Source organism: Blautia sp. HCP3S3_D9 (assembly GCF_052063845.1).
Taxonomy (GTDB): domain Bacteria; phylum Bacillota; class Clostridia; order Lachnospirales; family Lachnospiraceae; genus Blautia_A.
Genome location: NZ_JBQHWS010000094.1, coordinates 1 through 14,052 on the forward strand (window position 1 = coordinate 1; position 14,052 = coordinate 14,052).

Consider the following 14,052-nt stretch of genomic DNA (forward strand, 5'->3'; position numbering starts at 1 on the left):
TGCCAGTTTTATGTTTCTGTCAGCAGATTTCTTAACAGTTTCTATAGTAATGAAAAACATTAAGTCAAATAAAAATTACCATTATTGAGAGTATCTGTCAATATCGAATTTCGGTTTATTTTTGTAAGTATTTGACAAAAAAATAACATACTTTTATTGCAAATGTTACATATAATTTCGTCGATCCGGCAGTTGGAAGATTTCCTGTTCAATCAATAAAAATATTTCTTTTTTGCTATTAAATGCCTGAATCAGAATTCAAAATCCGCATAGTCTTCCGGCAGGAATCTATGGTAAATGATATGGCATCCTTCATCTTTAAAACAATAATAGTAAGGATCTGATCCATCGTCAAAGCGAATCATCACATCAAATTCGCCATTATCCATCGGTTCCGTAACGATCTTATCTGAATAAGAATGAAACAGTTCTTTAATCTCATCCATCGTACATCCATGTCTGCCAACCAGCTCGATCAATGCCTTGATAAATTCATTATCTTTCATATTATTATGCACATATTCTGAAGCTTTATCCGAAACAGTAAAACAGAAACGGTCTCCTCTGTGAGAAACTACAACTTCTCCGAATTTCTCTTCTATATAGGAAGGAAAATCTTTTAAAATCTCCATCATGCCTGCAGCATCTGCCTCACTTCCAAAGAAATGATTCAGGGAACTGAGCGGATAATAAAGACTGATCTTCTCTTTCATATATCCAAGCTTCGCCTGTTCCTCTTTGATCACATCGATCAGACTGGTTTCTAATCTATTATAATTCATGTTTTAATCCTCCTGAAAATCCCTTTTTTTGCTCTTTTCTGGTTAATATTTTATCAGACATTGCCCGAAAATCAATGGATTTCTTTCTCAATTGTATACCCATCAAAACAATTCCAATGTTTTCTTTTTCGTACAAAAATAAAGTCTGCTCAATACTGTCCATTTTTTCTCCCCGGAAAATGGCTCTGGCCAAAACATCACGTGGATATTTTCAATTAAAAAACAGAGCCTTATTTGATCTGATTAGAATATAGTAAAAGATTCCTGCAAAATTTCCACTATATCAAAACAGCGTTCCAGATATTATTTATATCCAAAACGCTGCTATCATTTACATTATTTCAATATGTACTTAATCCCAGTTCTTACGCCCATAACGCAATGTCACATCATGAATCTCTTTCTGGAGTTTCTTTGTAAGATCTCTCTTCTTGATTCTCCACTTCCAGTTCGTGCCTACTGTAGACGGTTTGTTCATTCGGAATCTGTTATCCAGTCCCATGTAATCCTGCATTGGGATTACGCAGACACGTGCTGCGCTTCGCATGATCAGACTGATAAAGCATTTATACAGTTCTTCTTCCGGTGTTGCATGATCACACAGATAATCTCTTGCAAGTTTTCTCTCTGCTGCTGTGATGCTCTTCCACCATCCCACGATCGTTTCATTGTCATGAGTTCCTGTATATGCCACGCAGTTCTCTGGATAATTGTGCGGCAGATAATCACTGGCACATCAGGAATCTCTGGAGTCAAACGCAAATTCCAGAACTTTCATTCCCGGGAATCCACTCTCATAAACCAGATGACGTACAGAATCTGTCATGTATCCTAAGTCCTCTGCGATAACCTGTTTCCATCCAAGCGCCTGCTCGATCTTACGGAACAGATCAATACCGGGACCTTTTTCCCAGTGTCCGCCTCTTGCATCTTTATCTCCGTATGGAATTGAGAAATATTCATCAAATCCACGGAAATGATCGATTCTTACAACATCATACAGTCTGAAGCAGTAACTCATTCTGGAAATCCACCACTGATATCCGGTATCTCTGTGATAATCCCAGCGATACAGCGGATTTCCCCATAACTGACCAGTTGCTGAGAATCCATCCGGCGGGCATCCTGCCACTGCCAGTGGTACATTGTCCTGATCCAGCTGGAACAGCTCCGGATGCGCCCATGCATCCGCACTGTCCATGGCAACATAAATCGGAATGTCTCCGATGATCTGAATTCCCTTTGAGTTTGCATAAGATTTCAGCTTCATCCACTGCTCGTAGAACTTAAACTGCATGTACTGCTGGAACTCAATATCAAAATATAATTCCTCACGGTAATAATCCATGGCATTATTCCAGCGGAGTCTGATATCCTCTGCCCATTTTGTCCACTCTACACCTTCAAAGCGATCTTTTACTGCCATAAACAGAGCATAATCAGAAAGCCACCAGCTGTTCTCTGCTACGAATTTCTGATAATCAGGATTCTTGCTGATGTCACTGTTCTCATATGCTTTTCTCAGAAGCGGATAACGGCCTTTGTAAATCTTCTCATAATCTACATCGTCGATCTTCTTTCCCCAATTTACTTTCTCGCAGTCTTTCTTATCCAAAACGCCCTCTTCTACCAGTGCATCCAGATCAATAAAATACGGATTTCCTGCAAATGTAGAGAATGACTGATACGGAGAATCTCCATAACTTGTCGGTCCCAGTGGTAAAATCTGCCAATAGGTCTGTCCTGCTTCCTTTAACCAGTCTACAAATTCATATGCACTCTTGGAAAAACATCCGATTCCATAGTCTGATGGCAGACTGCTGATCGGCAGTAAAATTCCGGCTGCTCTTTTTCCCATAATTCTTATCTCCTTCGTGATCTTTCACTTTTGCCACTTATACTTTATTCTGAAACGCTTGTCGGATTCCATATAAGCAGCTTTTATATACCTTATGCGCAATTATTTTTTTTATTATATCTATTTTTTGTGCAAATTGCAATATAACTTTCGCATTATTCATTTTTTCGTGAAAATCACTAATCAGCAATCAGTTCTTTCCGACATGTTTCATATTAAATGTCAATAATTTTCCAATCAAATCTTTTTTAACATTTGGGAATCTCTTACTCATCTTCCATCCATATCAAAAAGTTATATTTATAATGCAATATTGCTATTTTACGTTTCGTTTCTGATATGATAGGATGTGCTCGGTTAAAAAAAATAACAAAGTAACACTCCAACTTATCTGTTGAGAAACACTTGTCATTAACCAACTTATGAAAGCTTCTTCGACAGATATCTTCGACATCTTAAGTTATACACATCAAAGACAAAGAAAGAGGTAAGAAAATGGAAGACAACAAATTATGTCTCGAAAAGCAGCCTTTAAATCAGGAAATGCTTGACAAAATCGATGCTTACTGGCGTGCAGCTAACTACCTGTCTGCCGGGCAGCTCTATCTTCTTGACAATCCGCTTCTGAGAGAGCCATTAACAATGGACCAGATCAAGAAGAAAATCGTTGGTCACTGGGGAACTGTACCAGGACAGAACTTCATTTATGCACACTGCAACCGTGTTATCAAACGTTATGATCTTGATATGATCCTGCTTTCCGGTCCGGGACATGGCGGAAACTTCATGATCGCCAACACTTATCTGGAAGGTTCTTACAGCGAAGTTTATCCTAACATCAGCCAGGATGAGGAAGGTATGAAGAAAATGTTCAAACAGTTCTCCTTCCCATGTGGAGTTCCAAGCCACTGTGCACCGGAAACACCTGGTTCCATCAATGAAGGTGGTGAGCTTGGTTATTCCATCGCTCATGCATTCGGAGCTGTATTCGACAACCCAGACCTGATCGCTACTACTGTTGTAGGTGACGGTGAAGCTGAGACTGGCCCTCTTGCAACATCCTGGCAGTCCAACAAATTCCTGAACCCGATCACAGACGGTGCTGTACTTCCTATTCTTCACTTAAATGGATATAAGATCAGCAACCCAACTATCTTCTCCCGTCTTTCTCATGAAGAACTTGAATGCTTCTTCAAAGGCTGCGGCTGGAAACCATACTTCGTTGAAGGCGACGACCCAATGACCATGCACAAGAAGATGGCTGAGACAATGGATACTGTAATCGAAGAGATCAAAGCAATCCAGAAGAACGCTCGTGAAAACAATAATCCAGAGCGTCCGGTATGGCCAATGATCATCCTTCGTACTCCTAAGGGATGGACAGGTCCTAAGGTTGTTGACGGACTTCAGATTGAAGGTTCTTTCCGTGCTCATCAGGTTCCGATCTCCATGGAGAAACCAGAACATCTTGAACTTCTCAAAGAGTGGTTGGAAAGCTATCGTCCGCAGGAACTGTTCGATGAAAACGGACGTCTGATCCCTGAACTGGCTGAACTGGCACCTAAGGGAAATGCACGTCTTGGTGCCAACCCACATGCAAATGGCGGACTTCTTCTGAAAGACCTTCGTCTCCCGGATTTCCGTGATTACGGTATCGAAGTAGAGCCAGGCAAAACAAAAGCTCAGGATATGATCGAACTTGGCGGATACATCCGTGACATCTTCAAACTGAATGAAGAGAACAAGAACTTCCGTATCTTTGGACCAGACGAAAGTATGTCCAACCGTCTGTACAAAGTATTTGAATATCAGAAACGTGACTGGAATGCAGAAATGCTTGATACTGACGACTGCCTCGCAAGAGACGGACGTATCATGGACAGTATGCTCAGCGAGCATATGTGTGAAGGATGGCTGGAAGGTTACCTGTTAACAGGTCGTCACGGCTTCTTCGCAAGCTATGAAGCATTCATCCGTATCGTTGACTCCATGGCAGCTCAGCATGCAAAATGGCTGAAAGTCTGCAACCAGCTTTCCTGGAGACAGCCGATCGCATCCCTGAACTTCATCCTGACATCCAACGTATGGCAGCAGGACCACAACGGATTTACACATCAGGATCCTGGATTCCTGGATCACATCGCTAATAAGAAAGCAGACGTGGTACGTATGTACTTACCACCAGACGCTAACTGCTTACTCTCCTGCTTCGATCACTGCATCAAGAGTAAGAACTATGTAAATGCGATCGTAGCTTCCAAACATCCAAGTTGCCAGTGGCTGACTATGGAGCAGGCTGTTAAGCACTGCACACAGGGTATCGGTATCTGGGAGTGGGCAAGCAATGACCGTGGTGAAGAACCAGACGTTGTTATGGCTTGCTGCGGTGATACACCTACACTTGAGATCATGGCTGCAGTTACTATCCTTCGTTATGAAATGCCAGTACTTAAGATCCGTGTTGTTAACGTTGTCGACCTGTTCAAACTGGAATCCGATCACAAACATCCACACGGCTTAAGTGATGCAGAGTACGATGCAATCTTCACAAAAGACAAACCGGTTATCTTTGCATTCCACGGATATCCAACACTGATCCACGAACTTACATATGGTCGTCATAACCACAATGTATCTGTTCATGGATATCAGGAAGAGGGTACTATCACTACTCCATTCGATATGCGTGTACAGAACCAGATCGACCGTTTCAACCTTGTAAAAGATGCCATCATGCATCTGCCACAGCTTGGAAACAAAGGTTCTTACTTAATCCAGAAGATGAACGACAAGCTTGTTGAGCACAAACAGTACATTGCTGAATACGGCCAGGATCTTGAAGAGATCAGAAACTGGGAGTGGCATAAATAATCTCTGATCGCGGTTTTATTTACAGATCAGGAGAATGATTTTTGATCACCCAGACAATGATAAATTCCTTATAAATATAATCAGCCATCAGGGATTCCTATAATATGGATTTCCTGATGGCAATTGTTCAAACGTTCAGACAGGGCAGCTAATCTATATGTTCCCTCTGAACATTCTACCTTTCTCTGTCCGAAAGAAATTTCTGAAATGCTTTCGACGCAATACTCTGTGGATATTCCGTATCGTGGATCAGAATAATGCTTCTCTCCGGAAAGGTCTCGTTTACATCAATTGCAAAAACTTTCCCTGATGCCAGATCATCTTTTGCAAACTCCTCCGGCAGAAATCCGATTCCCATATTGTAACGTACTGCCGGAAGAATCATATCCGTAGTCGCCAGCTCTACATCCGGCGAAAACTGTAAGCCATTTTTCGCAAAATACGCATTCAGGAATCTTCTGGTGATTGCCTCAGAAGTCAGGCTGATCCATGGATAGGCAGACAGTTCTTCCAGCGAAGTCTTCCGTCCCTTCAGTTCTGAAAAGCGGCTTCCACTGATCAGAATTTCTTTATACTTTCGCACAACTTTCATCTTCAGTGGCTCTGCCACCTGTAAGGCCGCCGACACAACCGCAAGGTCTACTTTCCCCTCTTTCAATGCATTGACAGAATCCGTCGTACTGTTATTCAGTATCTTAAAGTGGACATTCGGATATTGAATATTAAAGTCTCTGACAGCTTCAAACAGATAACAGTGAAGCGCCGTCTCTGTTGCACTGATATAGATGGTTCCATTTTCCAGACTGATCAGATTATTCAGATTATCTTCCGCTTTAAAAAACTGCGCACATCCCGCAGCCACATATTCATAAAAAATCCGTCCCTCCGGTGTCAGTTTCATTCCGCTTTTACTTCGGATAAACAATCTGCATCCCAGTATATTTTCAAGGTTGTGTATCGTCCTTGTCACCGCAGGCTGACTGGTCTTTAAAACTGATGCCGCTTTCGTCAGATTTTCATACTTGGATACATAATAAAAAACTTTATAATACTCAAAATTCGCGTTCATTTTCTTCTCCGTCTGTCATCATCAAGTCCTTTTTTACACGCATATTCTAACATAAAATTTTTTTCCATACAATCTTTACAATCGTTTTCGCAGGCTTTATAATTACTCTTGGTCATTTGATCATTTTTCTGTTCAGCCATTTTCTGACAGAAGCCAAACAATATTTATATGTAACCCACAATACAAAAAGTGCTGGCTTTACAGCATTTTTTTATTGCACAATTCTTTTTCGGGAGGATATTCGTAGTTCGCTTCGCTACGTGGCTCTACACCGAATACGAATTCCCGTATCATTTCAGTACCAACGATTTAAGGAGATTTTTTATGTCTGAAACCACCACTAAAAGCCGTGTCCTGGACATGACAAAGGGAAACATTCCCAGGCTTCTGCTTGCGTTTGCATTTCCAATTTTCGTCGGATGCCTGCTGCAGCAGCTTTATAATCTTGCCGATACAGCAATTGCAGGACACTTACTTGGCGATAATGCGCTGGCTCAGATCGGAGCTACCGCCGCATTATACAGCCTCATCACTTCCTTTTGCATCGGACTGACCAATGGTCTTTCCCTTCCGGTCAGCCGCTGGTTCGGCAGCGGAGAAATGAATGAAATGAGAAAATCAGCCTGCTGGATGATCATTCTGTCATTCGTAACTGCACTCATAATGACTGCCGGATTCCTTATTTTCCGTTATCCGCTTCTGCATGTTCTTCAGACACCTGAAGATACTTTTGCAGGCGCTATGAGCTATATTACAATAATCCTGGCAGGAATCCCGCTGACCATGATGTATAACACAGAATCCGGTCTCCTGCGCGCAATCGGAAACAGTATTACTCCGCTGATTTTTCTGATCATCAGCAGTGTGATCAATGTGATTCTGGATATCCTGTTTATGGGACCATTGCATCTGGGAATCCAGGGTGCTGCATCTGCTACGATCCTCGCTCAGGCAATCAGTGTTGTCCTCTGTTTCTTTTACATTATAAAAAATTATCCGCAGCTTCGCCCGGAACGCTCTGACCTGCATGTACCATCCGGTTTTGTCCTTGATATGGTTCTTACCGGTATGAGTATGGCATTGATGAATGCGATCTTCAGTATCGGAAGTGTTATTTTGCAGAGTAGCATTAATGCTCTCGGAAACGTATACATCGCAGCTCAGGTCGGAGGACGCAGGCTCGCAGAACTGTTCATGATGCCGGGAACTGCCCTGGCAAGCAGTGCTGCAACCTTTTCCAGTCAGAATTACGGAGCAGGAAAACGTTCCCGCATCTGGGGAGGAATCAAAGTTGCGTTCGGCCTTTACCTGATCTGGTGGCTGATCGCAGTAGCTTTCTCAGTCTTTATAGCTCCCTACGCAGTGCGGCTGATCACAGGAAGCGATAACCCGACAGTGATTGACAATGCACTTCTCTATGTCCGAATCAGCACCGCCATGTTCCCGCCTATGGCATTTCTTGTTATTATGCGAAATGCCCTTCAGGGAATGCGCCATCAGCTCTCTCCATTGCTGTGCAGTGCTCTGGAACTGATCGGTAAAGTTATCTTTGCCTTCTGGATCGAACCGGTAAAGGGATACCTGGCGGTATGTGTCTGTGAACCGGTTACCTGGGTAGTCTGCTTTGTATTTATTGCCGGAGCTGCATTACTGTTCCGGAAAGATTTCAGGGATTCGGTTTCTGCATAAATCATACATTATTGAAGAAACAGATAAGTCGGGGGATATCCGCAATATGCTTCGCTATCTGCTCCTGATTTCATAATTCTATAATTATTTCAAACGGTTATTGTTCCTCCAGGCAGGATACAATAACCGTTTTTTATGTGTTTTCTTTTCTATATTTTCTTTCTATGTTTTCTATATTGCGTTTTTTTGCACAATACAATATAATAAATTCAGAATTTATTTATGCAAAAAGACGAAAGGGTGGAAATATGAAACACACAAAAGACTGGTACAAAGATCTGGTCATTTACCAGATTTACCCTCGAAGTTTTAAAGATGGAAACAATGACGGAATCGGAGATCTGAAGGGAATGATTGAGAAATTAGATTATCTGAAAGAGCTTGGCATCAATGCCGTATGGATGTCCCCTGTCTACGCTTCTCCGAATGTGGATAACGGCTACGATATCTCCGATTATTTCGCGATCATGGAAGAATTCGGAACCATGGAAGACTGGGAAGCTTTCCGCGACGGCGCACATGAACGCGGCATCGCCATTATCATGGATCTGGTTCTGAACCATTCTTCTGACAAACATATCTGGTTCCAGGAATCAAGGAAATCCCGCAATAATCCTTACAGCGATTATTATATCTGGCGTGACCCTGCCCCGGACGGAGGTGCCCCGAACTGCTGGATGTCTGTATTCGGCGGAAGTGCCTGGGAATATGTCCCGGAAAGAGGACAGTATTATCTTCACTTCTTTGCCAGAGAACAGCCGGATCTGAACTGGGATAATCCGGAAACCAAAGAGAAAATCTTTGATATCATCCGTTTCTGGAATGAGAAAGGTGTCGACGGCTACCGCATTGACGCCATCAGCTATCTGGACAAAGGTCTGGACGGACGTGCAGATATGAATGAACCGATCGGTACTGTAGCATGTGTAAACCTTGAAGGAACTCACCGCTACATCCGTGAAATGGTTGCTGCAACCATGACCCCTGACAATCTGATGAGTGTCGGAGAAGTCAACATCAATAATGAACAGGATGCCATCAACTATTCCAGTGCTGCAAGCAAAGAATTTAATATGTCAATCCCGTTTGTTCCTCCAATCGTAGAAATCCAGACCTGGTCACCGGAGAAGCTGAAACGCGACCTGAAAAAAGATTATGAAACTCTGAAAAAAGACGGATGGTGGGCAAGATTTTTAAGCAACCACGACAAACCACGTCAGGTTTCCCTCTATGGAAATGATAAAGAATTCTGGTCAGAATCAGCCAAAATGCTGGCATGTTATCTGCATACACTTCCGGGAACCCCATTTGTTTTCCAGGGTGAAGAATTCGGAATGACCAATGTCGCATTCCCGTCTATCGATGATTATGATGACATTGATACCCGCAATTACTATAAAACCATGATTGAAAATGGCTCCTCCCCAGAAGAAGCATTAGCAGAATCCCAGAGTATCAGTCGTGATAATGCAAGAACTCCGATGCAGTGGAATGACAGTCCAAACGGCGGATTTTCCGAGCATACTCCATGGCTTGGTGTCAATCCAAACTATAAGCTTATTAACGCAGAAAGCCAGATGAAAGACGACTCTTCTGTTTTCAGATTCTACCAGAATCTCATAACACTGCGTAAAGAACATCCGATAATGGCTCATGGCGATTTCAAACTCTGCTGCCCGGAAGAAGGTCCGATAATTGCCTATACCAGAAATTATCAGAACGAAACATGGCTGGCAGTGCATAACTTTTCTGCATCCATGCAGAAGTTCGATTATGCCGCTGAAAATATTGAATTACCGTATGATACTCCTGTTATCATCTCCAATTACGGTGAAAACGAAGTGGAATACGGTAATGGAACACTGGTGCTCAAGCCTTACGAAACTGTTGTTTTTCAGCTTCATTAAATGAATCGTTATCATTTCCATAACGTAGAAAAAAGAGTCATTTCTGACTCTTTTTTCCGTTTGCAACAGACTTACTTGATTCGGTTAAAATCAGCAAAAAATAATGATACGATATATTTTTACTCTGTTTCCCGTAATCTTATGCCTCAAGACTCAGAGTTTCATATGGCCTCAGCACAAGCTTTTCTCCGTCAATGTTTGCAGAATCATCCGGATAATTACCCAGCAGTTTATGATACTCTTTCCACTCCGGCTGCATCTGTACTGTGATTTCTTTTCCTGTAAGATTATTGAAAACGATAATTTCTTCCTTCTCATATGCTCTCTTATATGCAAGAACATCTGCGTTTTCTCTTTCCAGAAATTCAATACTTCCTTCAGAAATTACTTTCTTTTCTTTTCTCAGTTCGATCAGTCTTCTGTAGAAAGAATAAATAGAATCTGTTTCTTTTGTTTCTTTCTCTGCATTGATTTCCTTATAATTCTCCGGTACTCCCAGCCATGGGTCTGCATCAGAAAAACCGGCATTTTTCTCAGCGGACCACTGCATTGGAGTTCTGGAATTATCTCTGGACTTGGATGCAAGGATTTTCAGGGCCTCTTCTTTTGTCTTTCCCTGTGAGAGAAGAATCTCATAATAATTCAGGCTTTCCACATCGCGGTACTGAGAAATATCTGTATAATGGGCGTTTGTCATTCCCAGTTCCTCTCCCTGATAAATATAAGGAGTTCCTCTCATCATGTGGACAGCAGCGGCAAGCATCTTGGCAGATTCTTTCCAGCAGCGGTTTTCATCTCCCATTCTTGAAACAATACGAGGCTGATCATGATTACACCAGAATAATTGCTAACTTCCCAGGAATTGTCATACTCAATCTGATTTCTTATATTACCAAACTGGGATTTTCCTTATAAAATCAACGTTTTCCGCACATTTCTCTTGCAAATGTGCGGATTCTTTGTTATACTTATTGAGTAGGATTTCTAACTTATGAGGTGAAAAAATGTACTACGATTTTTTAGTAAAAATCCCGGAAAACACCGGCAAAATCTCCAAAAACAAGCGTAAGGATGTCACTTACATCGAATACACTTACGATAGAAAATATATTCCTGAGAAGAAATACAACGTCCCTTTGCGTACTACCATCGGAAAGATGGATCCTTCTGATCCAACCATGATGTATCCAAATCCAAACTTCGAAAAATATTTTCCGGATGTTGTGCTTCCTGATACAGAGAAGGATGCTTCCAGAAGTTCCTGTATTCGTGTCGGAGCTTTTCTTGTAATCAAAAAGATCATTGACGATTATAAACTTCAGAACTACCTGGGCAGCTGGGACGACCGTGGAAAAGGACTGCTCCTGGATCTGGCAGCGTATTCCATTATCAGTGAGAACAATGCAGCCCAGTATTATCCTGATTATGCATACAATCATCCAGTGCTGACCCCTGGTCATAAGGTATACAGTGATTCAACTATATCCATATTTCTGTCTGAAATCGGTGAAGATGAACGAATTGCTTTTCTTAATGACTGGAATGAAAAAAGAAACCATCGTGAGAAAATTTATATCTCCTATGATTCTACGAATAAGAACTGCAAGGCTGGCGACGTGGAGAAGGCAGAATACGGTCATCCAAAGGAAGATATCGGAGCTCCAATCGTTAATTATGCGATAGCTTATGACCTTAAGAACCAGGAACCGTTGTTATACGAAAGCTACCCCGGAAGTGTTGTTGATGTTTCGCAGCTGCAGTATGTATTGGAGAAATTTCAGGGATACGGATATAAAAACATTGGATTTGTTCTGGACAGAGGCTATTTCAGCAGAGATAACATCGCCTTTATGGATAAATGCAGGTATGACTTTGTAATCATGGTGAAGGGACGCGGTTCCTTTGTAAATCAGCTGATTCTTGACAAGAAAGGCACATTTGAGACCAAAAGAGCCTGTTATATCAATGAATACGAAACATACGGCATGACACTTCAGTCAAAACTGTATGCGGATGATGAAGTTGAACGATGGTTCCACCTGTACCACAGCATCAGGCGTGAAAGTGCTGAACGTACCCAGCTGGAAAACGAACTCCGCCGCATGGAAGAAGCCATGAATAAATGTAAAGGGAAAGAGGCTGCGCTTCCAAAGAAGTATACTCATTATTACGAATTGACCTATCATGAAAAGAACGGAAAGCAGATCCTGTATGGTTATAAGGAGAAGGCGGATGTAATCGAACGAGAACTGAAGCTCTGTGGCTACTTCGCCATAGTAACATCCAGGAAGATGACAGCAAAAGATGCTCTGCTTCTGTATAAGAGCCGTGATACTTCTGAAAAACTGTTCTGCAGCGATAAATCTTTCCTGGGTAACCGTACACTCAGAGTATCCGGCAGCAATACATTTGAGGGAAAAGTATTTGTAGCTTTCATTGCCTTGATCATACGCTGCAAGATTTACACACAGCTTAGAAAAAGAAAAGCTGAGATGATCAACCGTCCGAACTTCATGACAGTTCCAGCTGCTTTGAGAGAACTGGAAAAGATTGAGTTAATAAGGCAGCCTGGTGGAAACTATAAGCTGGATCATGCAATCACAGCTACACAGAAAACGATACTCGGATCTTTCGGAATTGACGAGGCAGATGCAAAAGCACGAGCTCTGGCGATTGGTAAAGAATTAATGCATGCCGAAAGGCCTGAAAAGGAGGAAGATGAATATGGCACGATTGAAGACGATAAAATCGATTGATGATAAGATTCTCGAATGCGAGGAAAAACTGAGAAAACTGAAAGAAAGATGCGATAGACTGACCGATGAACTCGATGGCCTCTATGCTGAGAAGAAAGAGCTGTTAGAAGCCATCGCAAAAAGTTCAAAAACCAGAGCCGAAATCCTGGCGTTTCTTGAGAGTGCATAAACAGTTAGCGCCATCATTCACAGCATGTGATTGATGGCGCGTTTTGGTTTGAGTAGGAAAAACATGGGAAGTTAGCAAGAAAAGAATGTTTCTGTAAAAAATGGTACTTATGCAGGCGGTCTTGCTGTTAAACCAGAAGTTCTGGTTCAGATTAAAGGTCAGACTCTTGTTGAAGGAAAAGATTATGAACTGAAATTCTATACTGGAAAGTATGGAGAAGCTTCATATAAAGAAATTGCTAATTGCACAGATGTTACAGATGGAAAAGCATACGGCGTTATCGTTAAAGGTCTTGGCGGATACACTGGTTCACAGGTTGCATTAAATGCAGCTTGGAGCATTGACAAAAAAGATATCAAAGACTGTGATGTTAAGGTTGTAGACGGTGTTGTAACTGTTATGAACGGTTATATCCCAGTTCCTACAACAGAGTATACATCTACTAAGAACAGCGATGGAACATATACTGTAACTGCTAACAGCACATCTAAGAACTATACTGGTTCTAAGACAGTTAATGCTACAGGCAAAGCAGAGAATGAAAAACCAGATGCTCCAATGATCAGCAAAGTAAATGTTGTTGGTAACAAAGCAACTGTAATCCTTTCTGGTGAAGCTGATGGCGCTGCAGGTTATGACTATGTAATTTCTACAGACCGTGATTGCATCACAAACAAAGATTATACATCTGTAAACAAAAACCAGGTACAGACATCTACTACATTCAAATATGTACAGCAGGAAACATACTACGCATACTGCCACGCTTGGAAACGTGACGAGAACGGTAAGAAAGTATTCAGCGACTGGTCAAATGCATATCCATTCGTTGTATCCGCAATCACACCGGACGCTCCAGTTATCACAAACGTTAAAGTAAGCGGATCTACTATCAAAGTAACATACAAAGCAGCTGCAAACGCAACTGGTTACGACGTAGTACTTGGAACA

Annotated in this window: 9 protein-coding genes and 3 pseudogenes; 6 read left to right on the plus strand and 6 right to left on the minus strand. The window is 41.8% G+C overall.

All coding sequences use genetic code 11. The annotated features are described in order from the left end of the window. Positions 1-251: 251 nt before the first annotated feature. From ACTNES_RS15060 to malQ, 3 genes and pseudogenes are all read right to left on the minus strand, one after another. Entirely contained in the window at positions 252-782 is a 531-nt protein-coding gene (locus ACTNES_RS15060) for a DUF3877 family protein (protein ID WP_216460386.1), read from the minus strand. Further along, entirely contained in the window at positions 772-945 is a 174-nt protein-coding gene (locus tag ACTNES_RS15065; protein WP_291817886.1) for a hypothetical protein, read from the minus strand. The genes ACTNES_RS15060 and ACTNES_RS15065 overlap by 11 nt, the downstream gene beginning before the upstream one ends. A gap of 189 nt (positions 946-1,134) precedes the next feature. Then, a pseudogene (malQ, locus tag ACTNES_RS15070) lies at positions 1,135-2,640 on the minus strand (4-alpha-glucanotransferase). A gap of 495 nt (positions 2,641-3,135) precedes the next feature. On the opposite strand from malQ, the gene ACTNES_RS15075 reads away from it, so the two are divergent. After that, a complete protein-coding gene (locus ACTNES_RS15075) occupies positions 3,136-5,511 on the plus strand; it encodes a phosphoketolase family protein (protein ID WP_441039962.1) in 2,376 nt (791 codons plus the stop codon). A gap of 175 nt (positions 5,512-5,686) precedes the next feature. Here ACTNES_RS15075 and ACTNES_RS15080 read toward each other — a convergent pair whose 3' ends face one another. Beyond that, a complete protein-coding gene (locus tag ACTNES_RS15080; RefSeq protein ID WP_291805785.1) occupies positions 5,687-6,580 on the minus strand; it encodes a LysR family transcriptional regulator in 894 nt (297 codons plus the stop codon). Positions 6,581-6,904: 324 nt separating this feature from the next. Here ACTNES_RS15080 and ACTNES_RS15085 point away from each other — a divergent pair, with 324 nt between their 5' ends. Together ACTNES_RS15085 and ACTNES_RS15090 are read left to right on the plus strand one after the other, a co-directional pair. After that, positions 6,905-8,269, plus strand: a complete 1,365-nt coding sequence (locus tag ACTNES_RS15085; protein ID WP_441039964.1) for an MATE family efflux transporter — start codon at positions 6,905-6,907, stop codon at positions 8,267-8,269. A gap of 248 nt (positions 8,270-8,517) precedes the next feature. After that, positions 8,518-10,176, plus strand: coding sequence for a glycoside hydrolase family 13 protein (locus ACTNES_RS15090; protein ID WP_291805790.1), 1,659 nt, complete (start codon positions 8,518-8,520; stop codon positions 10,174-10,176). Positions 10,177-10,315: 139 nt separating this feature from the next. Here the strand turns inward: ACTNES_RS15090 and ACTNES_RS15095 are convergent, their stop codons facing one another. Both ACTNES_RS15095 and ACTNES_RS15100 read right to left on the minus strand, forming a co-directional pair. After that, complete coding sequence (locus tag ACTNES_RS15095; protein ID WP_441039968.1) at positions 10,316-10,588, minus strand: alpha-glucosidase C-terminal domain-containing protein; 273 nt, start codon at positions 10,586-10,588, stop codon at positions 10,316-10,318. Further along, a pseudogene (locus ACTNES_RS15100) lies at positions 10,562-11,008 on the minus strand (alpha-amylase family glycosyl hydrolase); the annotation flags it as partial. The pseudogene ACTNES_RS15100 and the gene ACTNES_RS15095, both read right to left, overlap by 27 nt. A 172-nt stretch (positions 11,009-11,180) precedes the next feature. On the opposite strand from ACTNES_RS15100, the gene ACTNES_RS15105 reads away from it, so the two are divergent. The 3 genes and pseudogenes from ACTNES_RS15105 to ACTNES_RS15115 all read left to right on the plus strand — a co-directional run. Then, on the plus strand, positions 11,181-12,932 hold the full coding sequence (locus ACTNES_RS15105; RefSeq protein WP_441039966.1) for an IS1634 family transposase: 1,752 nt from the start codon (positions 11,181-11,183) through the stop codon (positions 12,930-12,932). After that, positions 12,901-13,101, plus strand: coding sequence for a hypothetical protein (locus tag ACTNES_RS15110; protein WP_291805947.1), 201 nt, complete (start codon positions 12,901-12,903; stop codon positions 13,099-13,101). Before ACTNES_RS15105 ends, ACTNES_RS15110 begins: the two co-directional genes overlap by 32 nt. 399 nt (positions 13,102-13,500) lie before the next feature. Then, positions 13,501-14,052: pseudogene (locus ACTNES_RS15115) on the plus strand (hypothetical protein); the annotation flags it as partial.